The sequence below is a fragment of the Streptomyces sp. NPDC020780 genome (assembly GCF_044334475.1).
Taxonomy (GTDB): Bacteria; Actinomycetota; Actinomycetes; order Streptomycetales; family Streptomycetaceae; genus Streptomyces.
Genome location: NZ_JBIRTB010000005.1, coordinates 319765 through 336308, shown reverse-complemented (window position 1 = coordinate 336308; position 16544 = coordinate 319765). Strand labels below are relative to the sequence as shown.

At 71.1% G+C, this 16544-nt stretch carries 10 protein-coding genes and 2 pseudogenes; 5 read left to right on the top strand and 7 right to left on the bottom strand.

Features of this window, described 5'->3' with window-relative positions; genetic code table 11:
• Positions 1–204: 204 nt before the first annotated feature.
• Positions 205–1395 carry a helix-turn-helix transcriptional regulator gene (locus tag ACH4VO_RS12145; RefSeq protein WP_360988116.1) on the bottom strand — a complete coding sequence of 397 codons (1191 nt, stop codon included), beginning with the start codon at positions 1393–1395 and terminating at the stop codon, positions 205–207.
• Between the two features lie 121 nt (positions 1396–1516).
• On the opposite strand from ACH4VO_RS12145, the gene ACH4VO_RS12140 reads away from it, so the two are divergent.
• The 4 genes from ACH4VO_RS12140 to ACH4VO_RS12125 are packed head-to-tail and all read left to right on the top strand — an operon-like array spanning position 1517 to position 8696.
• A complete protein-coding gene (locus ACH4VO_RS12140; RefSeq protein ID WP_360988114.1) occupies positions 1517–2125 on the top strand; it encodes a toll/interleukin-1 receptor domain-containing protein in 609 nt (202 codons plus the stop codon).
• 10 nt (positions 2126–2135) lie between these two features.
• Positions 2136–4349, top strand: coding sequence for a PQQ-binding-like beta-propeller repeat protein (locus ACH4VO_RS12135; RefSeq protein WP_360988112.1), 2214 nt, complete (start codon positions 2136–2138; stop codon positions 4347–4349).
• Positions 4350–4365: 16 nt separating this feature from the next.
• Positions 4366–4806, top strand: a complete 441-nt coding sequence (locus ACH4VO_RS12130; protein WP_360988110.1) for a hypothetical protein — start codon at positions 4366–4368, stop codon at positions 4804–4806.
• Entirely contained in the window at positions 4803–8696 is a 3894-nt protein-coding gene (locus tag ACH4VO_RS12125) for a WD40 repeat domain-containing protein (RefSeq protein WP_360988108.1), read from the top strand. The genes ACH4VO_RS12130 and ACH4VO_RS12125 overlap by 4 nt, the downstream gene beginning before the upstream one ends.
• A gap of 1452 nt (positions 8697–10148) precedes the next feature.
• Here ACH4VO_RS12125 and ACH4VO_RS12120 read toward each other — a convergent pair.
• A pseudogene (locus tag ACH4VO_RS12120) lies at positions 10149–10244 on the bottom strand (IS5/IS1182 family transposase); the annotation flags it as partial.
• Between the two features lie 163 nt (positions 10245–10407).
• Here ACH4VO_RS12120 and ACH4VO_RS12115 point away from each other — a divergent pair.
• A complete protein-coding gene (locus ACH4VO_RS12115) occupies positions 10408–10767 on the top strand; it encodes a hypothetical protein (protein ID WP_360988379.1) in 360 nt (119 codons plus the stop codon).
• 43 nt (positions 10768–10810) lie between these two features.
• Here ACH4VO_RS12115 and ACH4VO_RS12110 read toward each other — a convergent pair.
• From ACH4VO_RS12110 to ACH4VO_RS12090, 5 genes and pseudogenes are all read right to left on the bottom strand, one after another.
• Positions 10811–11002, bottom strand: a pseudogene (locus ACH4VO_RS12110) (RHS repeat-associated core domain-containing protein); the annotation flags it as partial.
• 33 nt (positions 11003–11035) lie between these two features.
• Complete coding sequence (locus ACH4VO_RS12105; RefSeq protein ID WP_360988106.1) at positions 11036–11824, bottom strand: SDR family oxidoreductase; 789 nt, start codon at positions 11822–11824, stop codon at positions 11036–11038.
• Complete coding sequence (locus tag ACH4VO_RS12100; protein ID WP_360988104.1) at positions 11817–13589, bottom strand: ABC transporter ATP-binding protein; 1773 nt, start codon at positions 13587–13589, stop codon at positions 11817–11819. The genes ACH4VO_RS12105 and ACH4VO_RS12100 overlap by 8 nt, the downstream gene beginning before the upstream one ends.
• The gene (locus ACH4VO_RS12095; RefSeq protein ID WP_360988102.1) at positions 13586–15907 is read right to left on the bottom strand and encodes an ABC transporter ATP-binding protein; all 2322 of its coding nucleotides are present in this window, start codon (positions 15905–15907) and stop codon (positions 13586–13588) included. Before ACH4VO_RS12095 ends, ACH4VO_RS12100 begins: the two co-directional genes overlap by 4 nt.
• Positions 15904–16527: a TetR/AcrR family transcriptional regulator gene (locus ACH4VO_RS12090; protein ID WP_360988100.1), complete on the bottom strand. Its 624-nt coding sequence runs from the start codon at positions 16525–16527 to the stop codon at positions 15904–15906. Before ACH4VO_RS12090 ends, ACH4VO_RS12095 begins: the two co-directional genes overlap by 4 nt.
• Positions 16528–16544 lie beyond the last annotated feature (17 nt).

Sequence of the window (16544 nt, the reverse complement as noted above, 5' to 3'; positions counted from 1 at the left end):
CGCCGTCCCGCGTCAGGCAGCCCGCAACCGCCTGCGACCCCTGGCCGCCCTCGGCCTCATCGGATGAACCCGGGACAAGATCGCTTCACGCAAAGACGCTGGGGTGTGAGGTCGGAGGTGTTTCGTTCGTCAGGATCGCGCGTTCCACGGTGACGCACCACGCGTCGAGCAAAGCCCGACTCCGGCAGGCGCCGTCGCCGGCTGTCAGCCGGTCGCGAGGGCGGCCGACGTGTTGATGAGGGAGAGTTGGCCCGGGTCGGCTTTCCGGGTCCGGGCCTGTGCCACGAAGCGGCTCAGCTCCGCCCGGGCGGTGGCCGAATCGATGCGCTTGAGCACGGGCAGCGTGGTCTCAATGATCTGACAGGCGTCGTCGAGGTGGCTGGCGCCGGCCAGGGATGTCGCCTGCCGGACCGCGAAGCGTGCCTGGGAGTTGCTGTCCGCCGGAACGGCCGACCGGTGCTCGGCGGCGAAGAGGTCGGCGGCCCGCTCGAAATGACGGAGGCTGAGCATGCAGGACGCCTCCAGGAGCCGATGGCCGCCGTTCTCGATGCGCGGGCCCCAGTGAGGGGCCCGGTCGCCGGTGACTTCGGCAGCGTGGCTCTTGAACCGCTGCAACGCGTCCCAACAGGCCGAAGCATCGCCACGGCTCGCGTGCCCCTGGGCCGCGCGTCGCGCGGCGTGCGCGCGGATCACCGAGTTGGCCGCCGGGTGCCCGGCCGCCTGGTCGGCGAATCGGATCGCCGCGCAGGTGTCACCGCGGTGCTGGGCGATGAACGCTTTGCGGACCAAGGCGTACGCGGCCATCGTTTCGTCCCCGCCATGGGCGCCCCAGCGAACGGCGAGATTCGTCCAGCGCAACGCCTCCGCGGGATTGCCCGCCTCCTGCGCCATCCACCCCGTGTACTCGGCGAACCTCGAAACGAGCAGCCAGATTTCGGCACGTTGCTCGCCGACGGCGCGCGGAGCGGCGTCCGTCAGGATCCGCGTGATGGTTTTCATCGAAGAGGTGACGAACCCGGGTCCGGTGGACCTGCCGATGTCCTTCAGCTCCCCGAGGACCCGCTCGTACCCGGCGACCATCGGGCCGGCTTCGACGACGCTCCCGGCCCACGCGGCGCGCCGACGACCGGCCCCGGACAGGGCGACGAGTTCCCCCTCGGCGCCGAAGGCCGCGTCGAACGCCGCTGCCACCGTGGACGTCGGGTTGCGCAACCCGCTCTCCAGATTGCAGATCTGCCCCTCGGACACGTTCGCACGCCGGGAGAGCTCACGCACGCTCCACCCTCTGCGCGCCCGGAGCGTGGCCAGTACGACGCCGAAGTCGCCCGGCGGCAGACGTGCTCCGGTCGATCCCTCCGTCAAGGCCGTGCCCGCGCCGCTGTCCGCCGCATCCATGACCGTCAGCGTACGGAGCTCCGCGACCGCTATTCAATCTTTTGCGAATAACTACCGGGCGCGTACTCCGCCCCTAGGGTGAGCATCCCTGACGTCAAGACTTGCCAGAAAGGGGGCACTTGTGCCGCGCGTCTTCCTCAGCTTTCGTAAACCGGACTCCCGGTGGATGCGAGACCGTGTCCACCGTGCGCTGTCCGACCGCTTGGGCGCCCACGAGATCTTCAAGTCGGGCCAGTCGATCCCGCCCGGGGCCGACTTCGCCGAGATCCTGCGGCGGCAGGCCGCTCAGTGCGAGCTCATGTGCGTGCTGATCGGGCCAGGGTGGACCGACGCGCGGGACGAGGACGGCGTCCGGCTCCTGGACCGGGCCCACGACTGGGTCCGGATGGAGATCGCGACAGCGCTTCGGGCCGGAAACCGCGTCGTCCCGGTCCTCCTGGGCGACGCGACGATGCTGCCCGACGCTTCGGCGCTGCCGACCGAGATCGCGGAGCTGGCACGCCTGCAGTTCATCCGCGTTCCGGAGACCCATCTGCCGGAGGCGCTGCAGCACCTCGGGGACGCCGTGACCGCTCTCCTGCCTGATATCGCCACGGGGCCCGTTGCCGAACCCGGGGACCGCACGGCGTCGGCGGCCGATCCGGAGCCGTCAATGACCATGACGGCCCATGTGTCCGGCGGCGGCAGCGCCTATCAGGCGGCCCGTGATCAGACGATCAAGCTGGCGTGAGGGACTGACCATGAATCATCCCGGAGCAGACGGTGCCCGTCGAATCGGTCCGTACACGCTGCTCGGCAGACGCAGCAAGGTCGGCGATAGCGAAGTCTTCGCGGCACGGACGGACGAGGGGTTACTCGTCACGGTCACGGTCGTGGAGCCCGGACTCGCGGCACAGCCGGGGTTCCGGGACCGGTTCCGAGCGACCGTCGCGGAGGCTCGGACGCTGTCCGGTGCATTCCTCATCCCGGTCGTGGACGCAGACCCCGACGCGTCGGTTCCCTGGCTCGCGACCGAGTTCATCGCGGGACTCACGCTCCGGCAGGCGGTGGACCGGCACGGGCCGCTCGCCGAACCCGCCCTGCGGGTGCTCGCCGACGGCTTGGCCCGGGCGCTGGCCGCACTCCACGCAGCTGGAACGGTCCATGGTGAGGTGAGCCCGGACTCGGTGCTGCTGACCATGGACGGGCCCCGCATCACCGCCCTGGGGTTCGTGGGAGCAACCGGCAGGCCGGCCCCCTCACCGACGGACGACATGTTCGAGCTCGGGGCCGCCGTACTGTTCGCAGCCGGCGACGAGCCGAACGCGGGCACCCTCCCCGTGTCGCTGCGCGACGTGATCGGCGGCTGCTTGTACCCGGAATCGTCGGACCGCCCCACCGCGGAGCAACTCGTCGACTACCTGAGGCGACAGGACCTGCCCGTCCCGGAGGGCAGTTGGCTGCCGCCGGCGGTGACCGCCGACATGGCCGCCGCGGCCGCGGCGGTGGGACCGGTGGCCTCCGGGGGCGGCGTCCAGGGTCCGCCACCTCCCGCGGAGGTGATCCCCGCCGGTACGGGGATCAGCCGCAGGAAGCTGATCACCGGTCTGGCCGGGGGCGCGGCCTTACTCGGGGGAACCGCGGCGGTACTCGCCCTCACCCGCGACGCGTCACCGGGACCCGGGGGCCGGGCCGGCGGGCCGGGATCCACTGCGCGGTCCGGCTCTCCGTCGGGCGGTCGGGCGAGCTCCTCCGCGTCGCCGTCCTCGTCGGACGGACCGGAACGGATCGTCCTGGCCGGACCCGCCGCCACGAAGGCGTGGTCGGGCGCCGGGAAGCACGCCCCCACCTGTCTGGAAGCCTCCGACGACATGGTCATGGTGGTCACGAACACGGCCACGTCCTTCCTGGACGCCGCGAACGGAAAATCCGTGTTCCCCCAGCTGAACACGGTCAACGAACTTGGCACGTCCAGCCAGACGTACCCGACGGCGTACGCGGACGGAGTGTTCTACCTGCTCTGCGACACCCCCAGCCGGTCGGGACTGCTGGCGGCGTTCGACGCCACCAGCGGGAAGGCGAAGTGGGCGACCGAGACGGCCGACGGCGAACGCGGCGGCGAGCACCTGGAGATGTATACGGACAACTACGTGGCAGTCGCGGGGAACACGGTCTACGTGTGCGGACACGTGCTCGTGGTGGACGGGGAGTTCTCGGCCGAGGATCCGACCACCGGCTACATCCGTGCGTTCAACGCCGAGACCGGCAAGAGGCTGTGGCAGGTCAGGGGCACGGACATCAACAACGTGCTCGTCCCGCCCTCCGGTTCCCACCTGCTGACCACCTCCGCCGTTCCGGGCGGCAAGCCCGGCCGCATCCAGATGATCGACGCGGGCAGGAAGGGCGCCCGTGGCTGGCACGTGTCCGTCCCGAACGCCGCGTTCTACTTCACCACCGGCTGGCCCTTGACGTGCCACGCCGCCGGGCTGTTCCTGTTCGCGGGCGGCAAGGGCGACACGTTGTTCGCCGTCGACGCGGCCACGGGCGACGAGAAGTGGCGTCAGAGCTTCCAGGCGAAGAACGGGGACCAGGTCCGCATCGGCGACCCGTTCTCCAGCCCCGACGGCGCGAACGTCTACGTACCGGTCGGCAGCGACCTGGCCTCTCTGGCCACCGCCGACGGCACGCTCCAGTGGGTCGCCACGCTGGACGGAGCCGGTGCCATGGGCATCTCCAACCTGTTCAACGCCGGCCTCAGAGGCTCCGGCAAGAACGCGCAGTGCTCGGCCGACACCGTCTTCGCCACCGACAGCGCGAAGACGCTGTGGGCCATCGACGCGGCCACCGGCAGGGCCCGTTGGAGATACAGCGACCCCGGGCAACCGGACGTGGGATTCCTGTGGACGGTGGGTGGCGACCGCGTGTTCGTCGCCTCTCACCTGACGTTGACCGCGATCGCGGTCCACGGACGGTAATGCACAAGGAGGAGACATGGAGACGAGTGTGGAACTCGCCGGCCTGGCGTCGGTGGCCGCGGCGCGACTGATCGACTTGCTGGCGACGGACGGCTGGGCCGCGGCCAAGGCCTCGGTTCTGTCGCTGTGGCGGTCCGCACAACCGGAGCGCCTGGAAGAAGAACTCGACGATACACGCGGGGAGTTGTTGCAAGCACAGCAGACGAACGACGGCGAAGAACTCCAAAGACTCCTGGTCGCCGAGTGGCAGGCCCGCATGATTCGGCTGATGGCCGCGCGGCCGGACGCGGTCGACGAGCTGCGCGCGCTGTGGGGGGAGGAAGCGGGAGCTTCCTCAGCCCCGGCAGCCTCGGCACAGCAGATCAAGGGCTCGATGACGCTGGAGGCACACGTCTCCGGCGGCGACGCGTTCCTGGCCGGCCGGGACATGACCGTCACCCGGGGCGGACAGGCGTGACGGAACGCAACACCGGTGCTCCGGCCCCGGACGGGCCGCCCCTCTGGCAGCCGAAATGGCAGGAGGCGAGCGCGACCGGGGGCGGCAGCGTCTTCCAGGCCGGCCGCGACATCCACGTGCGGGTCGGCGACGAGGGACGCAGGACCCTGCCGGGCCCGGGCGCCGACCGCATGCTGTGCCCGTACCCGGGACTGGCGCCCTTCGACGCACGGCACAAGCAGTGGTTCCACGGTCGTGAGCGCATGGTCCATCTCGTCTGCGAGCGGATGGACGCCCGCATGAGCGAGGGCGGCCCGCTGGTACTCATCGGCCCCTCGGGGGCCGGGAAGTCGTCCCTGCTCGCGGCCGGGGTGCTGCCGGCCCTGGACGACGGCCGGCTCCCCGTGGCGGGATCGAGCACCTGGCCGCGGCTGCTGCTAACCCCGACGGCATCCCCGGCGCTGGCACTGGCCGCCGCCGCCGGGCTCGACGCCGAAGCCACCGAGCGTGCGGTACCGCGGTGGCGGGAAGACCCGGAACGGTGCCTCGCCGAGCTGCGCGACACCACCCGGGTCGCCGACCCGGCGTCCGCAGGGGAGCCTCCCGCCGGGGGCCTGGTCGTCGTGGTCGACCAGTTCGAGGAGATCTTCACGGCCTGCGGCGACGAGACCGAACGGGAGTGGTTCATCGACGTGCTCGACCGTCTGGCCCGCCCCGCGACCGGAGCGCTCGTGGTGCTGGGAGTACGCGCGGACTTCTATGCCGCGTGCGCGGCCCATCCGCAGCTCCGGGCCGCTCTCCGGGCCGGGCCGGTCCTGCTGGAGCCGATGACGGAGGACGAACTCAAGGACGCGATCCGTCGGCCGGCCCACCAGGTGGGGCTCGACGTCGAGGACGGCCTGGTCGAGGTGCTGCTGGCGGACCTGGGCGCGGTCGGAGGGCCGGCTGGCGCGAGCACCACGGGCCGGCTGCCGCTGCTCGCCCACGCGCTGCGGGCCACCTGGCAGCAGCGCCACGGCCACACGCTCACGGTGGACGGATACCGTGTCACTGGCGGCATCCAGGGCGCCATCGCCACCACGGCGAACCGCCTCTTCGACGCCCTGCCACAGCCCTACCACGAGGCCGCGCGGCTGGTCTTCCTGAGGCTCGTCATCGTGGGACGCGACGCCGACGACACCCGCCGGCGCGTCGGTCACGACGAGCTGCTGCGCTGCACGCCGGACCAAGAGGCGGCCCGCAGGGTCCTGGACGACTTCACCCGTGGCCGACTGCTGACCCGGGACCAGGACACGGTGGTGATGACGCACGAGGTGCTCATCCGCGCCTGGCCCCGGCTGCGGGACTGGATCGAGCACGACCGCAACGGGAACCTCGTACGGCAGGATCTGGAGGAGGCGGCCGAGCTCTGGGAACGGGCCGGCCGGGAAGCGGCCGCCCTGTACCGCGGCAACCGCCTGGAGACCGCCCTCACCTGGGCCGAAACGCACGGGCCGGAACTCAGCGGCGCCGCCACGGCGTTTCTGGCGGCCGCCAGACACCACCAGCGGCGCGGGCAACGGCTCCGGCGTGCTGCGGTCGCCACCATCACCGCCCTGGCCGTGGTCGCCTCGACGGCCGCGGTCGTCGCCTTCCGGCAGGGGGACCACGCCCGGGAGTCCGCCGCCGAGGCCCTGCGCGCCCGCGACCGGGCCGTCAACGCCGCGGTCACGTCCGCCTCCGTGCAACTGGCGTCGACCGATCCCTCACTGTCCGCCCAACTCGCCCTGACCTCCTACCGCATGGACCCCACTCCGGAGGCGGCGTCCCGGCTCATCACGACCGAGAACACGTCGCTGGCCACCCGGCTTCCCGGCCCGCGCGACCCGGTGTCCACCGTGGCCTACAGCCCCGACGGGCACACGCTGGCGGCCGGCCACCTCCAGGAGAACCTCGTGCGGCTCTGGGACGTCTCCGATCCCAGCCGCCCGGTGGAGCTGGGCCGGCCCGTGCCCGTGGACGACTCCGTCAACTCGATCCAGTCGCTCGCCTTCAGCCCGGACGGCCGGGTCCTGGCCGTCGGCGGCCACACCATCGACAACAACGAGGGTGCTTCCGGTGGATTCGCCGAGCTGTGGAGCCTGACCAGCCCCAGCCGGCCGGTGCTGCTCGGGCGGCTGCGGAGCCCCACCGTCCAGGGATTCGACGCCGCATCCACCATCGAATCGCTGGCCTTCAGCCCCGACGGCCATACCTTGGCCGCCGTGTGGTACGCCGGACTCGTCAGCCTGTGGGACGTCGCCCGCCCCGACGACGTCCCACGCGCGAAAGCGCCCCTGGTCCTCGACTGTCCCGGCGTCTTCTCCCACCGCGTCGTGTTCAGCCCAGACGGGGACACCCTGGCCACCGGCTGCGACGACGACGCCGGCACCGTCCGCCTGTGGAACACCGCCGACCCGGCCCGTCCGGCCCGAGGCCGGGCACTGAAGGCTGGGAGTTCCGTCCAGTCCCTGGCCTTCAGTCCTGACAGCCGCACGCTGGCCGCCGGGACCGAGAACGGCACGGTCCATTTGTGGAAGGGCGCCGACACCGGCCGGCCTACACCCCTGGGCGAGCCGCTGGCCGGCCCCGCGAACCCCGTGATGTCGGTGGCGTTCAGCCCCGACCGCCACACTCTGGCGGCGGGCAGCGCCGACCGCGCGATCCATCTGTGGAACGTCACCCACCCCAAGACCATCGGCTCCCTGGGCCGTCCGCTGACCGGCCCCGGCGACGCGGTGACCGCCGTGGTGTTCAGCCCCGACAGCCGGACCCTTGCCGCCGGGAACACCGACGGCGGCGTCGATCTGTGGAGTCTGCCACCGACCCGGGTCGTCGGCGCCGGCGGCAATGTGGCGTCCGTGGCCTTCAGTCCCGACGGCCGCACGCTGGCCGCCGGGAACCAGAACAACACCGTCTCGCTGTCGAACACCGCCGACCCCGGCCATCCCGTTCCCCGGGGTGAGCCGCTCACCGGCCCGAAGGACCCGGTCAACGCGGTGGCGTTCAGCCCGGACGGGCGCACCCTGGCCGCAGGCGACAGTGGCGGCACCGTCACGCTGTGGAACACCACCGACCCCGGCCGTCCCGTTCGCCTCGGTGAGCCCCTCACCGGTGCGGACGGACTCGTCCTCTCCGTGGCGTTCAGCCCCGACGGCCGCACACTTGCGGCGGCGGGAGACGACGACTACGGCAAGATCGTCCTGTGGGACGTCAGCGACCCCGCAGATCCCGTCTCCCGGCTCACCATCTCCAACTCGGACACGTCGTCCGTCCGGTCCCTGGCGTTCAGCCGCGACGGCGCGGTGCTGGCGGCCGGCGGCGACGGCAGCAACGGCACGGTGGGGCTGTGGAGTACGACGGAGGCCGGGGTCCGCGTCGGGGAGCAGATCGACCAGCCGACCGCCACCAGCGTCTGGGTGGCGTTCAGCCCGGACGGCCGTACTCTCGCCATCGGGAACAGCCGCGGCACCGTCACCCTGTGGGACGCCACCGACCCCCACCACCTTACGCGCAGGGGCAGTGACCTGACCGTACCCGGCGGCAGCCTGTGGTCGGTGGCGTTCAGCCCGGACGGTGACACCCTCGCGGCGGCCGGCGACACCGACGACGGCACCATCAGCCTGTGGGACGTCACCGATCCCGACCACCCCAGCCCCATCGGCGTGCCGCTGACCGTGGAGACCGGATTCGTCGCCGTGCTGGCGTTCAGCCCGGACGGTCACACCCTGGCCGCCACCACCGACGACGGAGTGGCGACGCTCTGGGATCTGAACGTCGAGTCCGCCATCAGCCGTATCTGCGAAGGGAGTTCCGGCGCCCTGAGCCGGCAGCAGTGGAAGCGGTATGTTCCCCAACTGCCGTACGACCCACCCTGCGGGACCGCCGGGTAGGGCCTCCTGCTCGAAATCGAGGCGCTCGTACAGCGCGATCGTGCCAGTGTTCGTCTCGGCCACATGTAGGAAGGGGCGTTCGCCGTCTCCGGACACCCAGGTAGGTGCCGAGTCCGCGGGTGCGCGGTCAGAAGCGTCCCGGCTCGGTCCGCCAGGGACACGTCCACCCGGGGCCCGGTCCGGTACCGGCCGACCGCCCGCCTCCGGGGTGGCGGCTAGGGCGTGTTTCGAAAGTCCCTCCCCCAGAGGGGGTGCCCCCAGCCCGGCGACGCCTGGCACGCACTCCCCCAGAGGGGGCACCCCCAGCCGCGTTGTCGGGATCACCCCGATACAACCAGTATCGGGGCGACCCTCCGCCTTGCGATCGCACGCACCAGACGCCGCCGGGCCTGCCCTTCGGGCAGACGACGCCACTTTCGAAACACGCCTTAGTACCGGCACCGCCGCGTACCGCTGCGGCGCACGGGCGAATCCGGTGGATGGATGTTGGCCTCGACTGTCGGCCATGACGCTCGTTTGACGCTCTGGGCGCCCGCACGCGGGACAGTGAGCCGATAAACAAGCTCTGACCTGGGAGTTTCCGAGAATCGGTCAGCACGACACCTTTCCGATGACGTCGCACGTGGAGTGCGTGGCGATTCTGGAGCCTGCTGACAAAGGGGCCTGACCTGCGGGTTTGTGGAGTAGGGCGGTCGTTCGACCTGTTTCCCTCCGTGCAGCGGGTCGAGCGGACGGATCGACCCTTGTAGGCACCTGACCTGCGAATTCATGAGGGAGGGGCTTGCAGTGGCGACGCCTTCAAGGTCTCGTTCGGAGATTCTTGACGCTCGAACAGGAAGTCCCAACCTCACGGACCTCTCCGGCTGGACCGTGCGGACCGGACCATCGGCGCGGGGGCAAGGGACTCCAGTACGGGGGTCCCGCTGCACTTCCCAGCGGCGGCGCGAGCTGGCATCCCGGCTCTACGTTCATTGGTGGGCCTTGATCCCTGATGTTGAACACACGAGAGCGGGCCTCGCCAGGATGCTTCGGGCGAGGCCCGCTGTGCGTGCTCGGGTGGCTCCTGTTCAGAGTAGGTCACGTTCCCTGAAGGCGTCCGCCTCCTCCCAGTCGATGAAGCGGCAGGATCCGGTGGCCAGGTCGACCGTGAACGGTAGGTTTCCGCCTAGCTGCATGTCCTCGCGTCCGTGGCCGAGGTGGTCGCCGTGGTCGTAGGGAGCGATGAACTGCCCCCCGTCCGTGAAGCAGTACTCGGAGATGATCCGGACAGAGGAAGACGGTCCCCAGGACCGGCTTTCGCCTGCGAGGAACTCTGCGGCTCTGCGCTCGGCTTGTTCCAGGCGATGACGTGCAGGCCCCCGACGCTCGGCGGGGCCATGTGTGCGCTACGGACCGGTGTCGCCTGTCGTGACATCCCGGCCGAAACGGTCGGCTCCTCGGGGAGTTCGCCCGGGGGTAGCGGCGCCGCCTCTCAGGAGCGGGTGGCAGTAGCGGAGCCACACGCTTCCCCAGGTCGTCCTGAACGAGATCAGCAGGCACCCGAAACACCCTGAGGCGCTATCGGATCCCAGCGCGGGAAATCCGTTGCTGCCCGTTGGGTGGTTTCTGACAGCGCTCGAACGAGATTCCTCCTCACACTGAAACGCAGGCGGCGTCCGCCGGGAAGTCGTTCTGCTGCAGGACCCACGCCCTTGCCGTGTGTGGGGATCTCGTGGCCACGCAGCTCCGGTGCGACGACTGCCCTACGCCACCCGGTCAGTCCTCCGAGTCCGGTGACGGCGAGCTGTTGGGCGAGTTCGTCGGCTGCTTCGGCGAAGAGGTCGGCGAGCTCGTCGCAGCCTTGTTGGCGGAGCATGTATTCGGCGCAGTAGAGGCGGTAGGCGGGGCGGACGGGGAGGTACTTGCCGACGAAGGCGCCGGCGCCGCCGTTCTGGCCGGTGACGGCGTTGTAGGCGTTGCCGAGGAACTGGAAGGGTGCCTTCAGCCCTTGGAGGAAGCCCGAGCCGAAGTCGCCGAGGACCGCGCCTGGGCTGTTGGGGTCTTCGGGGGGGCCGGCCGCTGGGGTCGGTGAGCAGGGTGGGCTGGTTGTCCGCGTAGGCGTACGGGGACACGTAGGGCGTCGAGGTGCTTCGGGTTGCCGGGTCGGTGCTGGTGAAGCGGCCGGTGGTGGGGTTGTACTGGCGGACGTGGAGGTGGAGGTTGCCGGTGGTGGTCTCGTAGCGGGCGCCGGTGTAGGAGGGGGCGCTTGGAGGTGCGCCGGTGGTGACGGTGCGCAGGACGCGGGTGCCGTAGGGGTTGTAGGCCATGCCGACCTTCGCGATCGTCAGCGGCCGAGCGGGTCACAGTCCACCAGCCGCTCGGATGCTGGCTCCGGTGACATAGCTGGCCTCGGAGCCGAGCAGCCAGACGATGGCCGGAGCGATCTCGTCGGGCTCTCCGGCTCGGCCCAACGGGATGCGTGCGGCAGCGCGCCCGGCGCGGTCCGGATCCCCGGCATCGGCGTGGATCCTCGTGTGCACCGTGCCCGGCGCCACGGCATTGACCCGGATCCCTTGATCGGCGACCTCCTTGGCGAGTCCCACGGTCATCGCTTCGACCCCGGCCTTGGCTGCGGCGTAGTGGACGTAGTCGTGTGCCGAGCCCAGCGTGGCTGCTGCCGAGGAGACATTGACGATTGCCCCACCGTGTCCGCCGCGGGTGGTGGACATTGCCCGGACCGCCTCACGCGCGCACAGCAGCGCGCCGACGAGGTTCACGTCGACGACCCGGCGCAGCACCGCGACCGGGGTGTCCGCCAAGTCTCCAAGGTGTGCGGTCAGTCCGGCGTTGTTCACCAGTCCGGTGACGGCGCCCAGGTCCGCGGCAGCGGCGAACAGCTCGGCAACGTCATCCTCGTCGGTCACGTCGCCGGCCACGGCGACGGCTCTCACGCCGTGGTCCTGTGCTGCCGCGGCTGCCCTCTTGGCCGAGGCGCGGTCGTTGCGGTAGCCGACGATCAGGTCGTGTCCTGCACGCGCCAGATGCGCGACGGTGGCGGCGCCGATCCCTCGCGCCCCGCCTGTGACGATCGTAAGCGGACGGACTGCCGGTGGCACGGGTCCCGCGGTTCGGCTTCGTGTGTCACTCATGGTTGTCAGTCCTGTCGTGGCTGGTGTCTGCACTCCAGGTTTCCCAGAGGGCTGCGTAGGAGGTCGCGGTGGTGACGAGGTGGTCGTGGTGGCCGAGCTCGGTGATGCGGCCCCCTTCCATGATGGCGATGCGGTCAGCGTCTCGGGCTGTCTGGAGTCGGTGGGCGACGGCGATGATGGTGCGGCCCTGGATGGTGGCGGCGAGGGCTTGTTCGGTGCGGCGAGCGGTCGTCGGGTCCAGCAGGGCGGTGGCCTCGTCGAGGACGAGGGTGTGGGGATTGGCGAGCAGGACTCGGGCGAGCGCGACGTGCTGGGCCTGGGCGCCGCCGAGCCGATGGGTGCCGAGGTCGGTGTCGAGCCCGTCGGGGAGGTCGTCGAACCAGTCTGCGCCGAGGACGTCGAGGGCCTCGAGGAGCTCGGCGTCGGTGGCGTGAGGTGCCGCGATGGTGAGGTTGTCGCGCAGCGGGTCGGCGAACACGTGGTGCTCCTGGGTCACCAGGACGATGTGCTGGCGAAGCTGCTCGGGTGCGAGGTCGGCGACGTCCACACCGCCCACGGTGACCCTTCCTGATCGGGGACGGTCGATGCCGGCAATGAGGCGACCCAGGGTGGTCTTGCCTGCTCCCGACGTCCCCACGACGGCGAGATGCTCGCCGGCCCGGACGTCGAGGTCGACACCGTGGAGGACGTCGGCCCCGTCGTAGGCGTAGCGGACGTCGGTGACGACGATGTCCTGGTCGGTGGGGACGGCCGTGACGCCCTCGGCTCTGCGTCGTGGCGGTTCCGCTGACGAGGCGAGGCCCTCGATGCGGGCGAACGAGGCGGCGCTGCTCTGCAACGTCTCCACCCAGATCAGGATCGTGTCGATCGGGGTGGTGAGCTGGCGCAGGTAGAGGACGACCGCGACGACGGTGCCGAGGTTGAGCTGGTGGTCGAGGTAGAGCAGGCCGCCCACGCCGAACGCGGCGCCGACGGCAAGGGCGGTGGAGGCGTCGATGGTCGGGAAGAACACGCTCCGCAGGAGAAGGGTGCGCAGCTGGGCGGCTGTCGCGGCAGCGATCGCGGACGAGCAGTCGGCGGCCCGCCGCTCCTGCAGGCCGAGCGCTTCCACCGTCCGGGCGCCGGCGGCGGTGCCGGCCAGGACGTCGGCGACCTCGGCATGCGCGGCTGCCTGGGTCAGATAGGCCGACCGGGCGCGGCGCAGGTACCAGCGCAGGACTACGGGGATGGCGACGAGTGCGCCCAGTCCGACGGCGCCCAGCACGGGGGAGAGCAGGACGACGGCGACGATGATGATCAGCGCCTGGGCAAGGGCGAACACCATCTCTGGCGCGGCGTCGCGCAGAGCGAACGACACCAGGCCGGCGTCGGTCGTGGCACGTGAGGTCAGGTCGCCGGTGCCGGCCCCTTCGACAGCTCGTGCAGGGATCCGCATGAGCCGGTCGGCCAGCTGCTCGCGCAGTCGGGCGGCGGTCCGTTCGCCGAACCGGTAGCCCAGGCGGCGGGCCTGGTGCCCGATCAGGAGCTGTGCGGCCGCGGCAAGCACCACGAGGAGGCCCAACCGGTCGATGGTCGCGACCCCAGCCCCGGCCTCCACCTCGTTGACGATCTGCCCGAGCAGCCACGGCCCGACCAGACCTGCGCCCGCCGCCGCGCAGTTGGCGAGCAGCACGGCGATGAATGCTGCGCGGTCGGAGCGGATGAGCCGCCACGCAGCACGGCGGACCTCGCCGGGCTCTGCCACCGGCAACGGCTGCGCGCTCATGCCTGGATCTCGGGGTCGTGGGCGCTGGTGGCCGGTCCTCCGCGGTGGACCAGAGCGGCGTAGGCGGGGTTGGCCAGCAAGGCGGTGTGGGTGCCGCTTGCGACCACCCGACCGTCGGCGAGCAGGTGCACCTCGTCGGCTCCTTGCAGCACGAGCGCGGACGTCGAGGTGACCAATGTGGTCTTGCCGCGACGGTGGTGGGTGAGGCGGTCGACGATGGTGGCCTCCGTGGCGGCGTCGAGCGCCGAGGTCGGGTCCACCGCGAGCAGGACGGTCGGGTCGGCGATCGTCGCCCGAGCGAGCCGGACGCGTTGGCGTTGACCGCCGGAGAGGTTCCGTCCCCCGGAGTCGATCCTCGACCCCAGGCCCTCGGTCAGGCCCCGCACCATGTCGTCGGCGGCGGCGGTGTGCAGCGCGTCCAGGATCGCAGCCTCACCGAGGTCGGCGACGTCGAGGCGACCGGCCACTACCTGGGCCAGGGACCCGGCGAACAGGGCGGCGTCGTTGTCGGCCACCAGCACCTGCTCGTGCAGCTGGGCGGGATCGAGCTCGGAGGTCGGCTGCCCGGCCCAGGTGGCACCTGGGCGGAAGCCGCCGAGTCGGTCGACGAGGGCCACGGCGTCGGAGTGCTGGGCGGTGGCGACCGCAGCGAACGTCCCCGGTGTGATCCGCAGCCCGGAGGCCCCGTCGATCAGGTCTCCACGCCCCGGGGGCACCGCCGTGCCGGTGCTGTCGGGGCGCACGTCCAGGAAGTCGGTCACCCGACGTGCGGCCACGAGAGCCTGGCTGAGATCGAGCGCGCCCTCGATGAAGGAGGCCACCGGCACCGCCAGCACTGCGGCGTAGCCGGCGACCGCCACCAGTTCGCCCACCGTGATGCTGCCCTCGACCGCGAGCCGGGCGGCCAGCCACACCACCACTGCGGAGAACAGTGTCGGCAGCCCCAGACCGGCTGCCTGGATCACGCTCGTGACACGGCCGACCCGATAGCCGTGCTGCAGCAGCCGCTGCGACTCGGCGCGGAAACGGTCGACGTAGACCGCTTTTCCGCCCAAGCCGTTCAGGACGCCCAGCCCCGCGACGATGTCCACGATCCGACCCGTCACTCGGCCCTGCTGCTCGCGATACGGCGTACCGACCGTCCGGAGCCGGCGCGTCGCCGGGCCCACGACCATGGCCAGGACCGGAACCCCCGCCAGCACGACCACAGCCAGTGGCACCGAGATCCGCAACAGCAGCACCGCGATCACCACGTAGGCGAGCACCGCACCGACTCCCGGCCCGGTCGCGGTGAGACTGCGCCCGATCGCCCACGCGTCCCCACCTCCGATGGCCACGACCTCCCCGGTGAGCACGCGACGCGCCATCGTGTCTCCCAGACGGATGCCGTGGGCGTTCACCTCTGACACCGTCCGCAGCGCCGCATGCATGCGCACCCGGGTCATGGTGCGATGCCGCCAGATGCTCAGGCCCGCCAGGACGCCCCCGACCAGGAGCAGGACAGCCGTCCACCCCAGCACCACGTTCTGCTGGCCCTCCCCGAGGCTGTCGATCGCACGGGACAGCACGTACGGCGGTAGGGCGAGCCCCACCATCCAGGCGCTGCCGAGCACCGCTCCGAGCGTGACCCGGCCGCGCTGCCGGGACACGAGCCACGCCAAGTACGACCACGGGCCACGGGTGTGGGGGCGCGTCGGCGGCACGGTGCTCCGGCGCATGTGTCGGCGTCCCCATGCCTTGCCCGTCTGGACCACGACGACCAGCATCACCGCGAGAAGTGCGGCGGAGGTCGCCGGGACGAGGTCCAGAGGCAGCGTGTAGCTCATCACGACCCGAGCCGCAGCATCGATGAGGAAGGCCAGTCCGAAGCCCCAGGTCATGCCCCGCATCGCTCGCCGAAAGGTCTCGCTCGTCTCCCAGGACCGGTGCCAGTCCTCGGCCGGCGCCGGGGGCATGAAACCGACGGTCGCCGTGAAGACGAGCGGTCGTGCCCGCAGCAGCGACAGCAGGACCCAAACTCCGACGAAGCCGGTCAGATAGCTCTCGCGGGCCATCAGGAGCTGCGATTCGGCAGTCATGAGGCCGATCGCAGTCCCGACGGTGATGAGCCCGGGAGCGAAGAGGCTCGCCCCGGGGACGCGCCGCCGGAGGACCAGGCCGGCGCTCAGACGGAGCATAGGCAGGGCGGCCCCGGCGAGGAGCGCTGTCCAGACGGATGCGCCCAGTGCGCGGAGCACGTAGTAGGACGCGAGCGGCACGACAAGGTCGATGAGGAGGAAGCCGGTGAAGGCGGCCGGACCGCTTCTCGGGGCCCTCATCGTGGCTCCGTGGCCTGCAGTGCACGTCGGACGATGATGACCAGGTGCTCAGCGTGGCCTCGTGGATCAGCCGTCGGGTCGCAGGCGGCGCGGGCTGCGGCGGCGTCGATCGGCGCCCGGATCGTCATGGCCAGCATCCTGGCGTCCACATCCGCGGCCTCACCCGTCGCCTGCCCTCGCTCGATCAGCTCTCGCAGGTGGTCGCTCAAGGGATCCTCGCCTCCCGGGGGGCCGTTCGCAGGTCGCATGTTCGCCGCCACCTCCATGACTGCGCGCACGTGCCTCGGATGGTCGGCGACGAAGGTGAGGTTGCTCCTGATGTAGGTCGCGAGCTCGCCGATCACCGAGTCGCTGTCGCCCGTCGCCTGGCTGATCTGCTCGCCGGCCTCGCGGTAGAGGGAGGTCACCACCTCGCTCAACAAGTCCTCCTTGGTCGGGAAGTGGTAGGTCACCACTCCTTTGCTGATGCCTGCGCGGCGAGCAACCTCGGCGACGGACGTGCCTGCGAACCCCAGCTCTACCAGCACGTCCACCGCGCAGTCGACCAGCTCGGCCTTCAGGGCCAGGCCGCCGGGCGACGGGGTGGGTGAAGGTGTCGTACGCAGGTGCGAATCTGACACCGCCGTCCTTGCAGGGT

Excerpts from the sequence above, each read along its gene's own strand:
- ACH4VO_RS12145 (WP_360988116.1), bottom strand. The coding sequence starts at position 1,395 with ATGGATGCGGCGGACAGCGGCGCGGGCACGGCCTTGACGGAGGGATCG.
- ACH4VO_RS12135 (WP_360988112.1), top strand. The coding sequence starts at position 2,136 with ATGAATCATCCCGGAGCAGACGGTGCCCGTCGAATCGGTCCGTACACG.
- ACH4VO_RS12130 (WP_360988110.1), top strand. The coding sequence starts at position 4,366 with ATGGAGACGAGTGTGGAACTCGCCGGCCTGGCGTCGGTGGCCGCGGCG.
- ACH4VO_RS12105 (WP_360988106.1), bottom strand. The coding sequence starts at position 11,824 with ATGAGTGACACACGAAGCCGAACCGCGGGACCCGTGCCACCGGCAGTC.
- ACH4VO_RS12100 (WP_360988104.1), bottom strand. The coding sequence starts at position 13,589 with ATGAGCGCGCAGCCGTTGCCGGTGGCAGAGCCCGGCGAGGTCCGCCGT.
- ACH4VO_RS12095 (WP_360988102.1), bottom strand. The coding sequence starts at position 15,907 with ATGAGGGCCCCGAGAAGCGGTCCGGCCGCCTTCACCGGCTTCCTCCTC.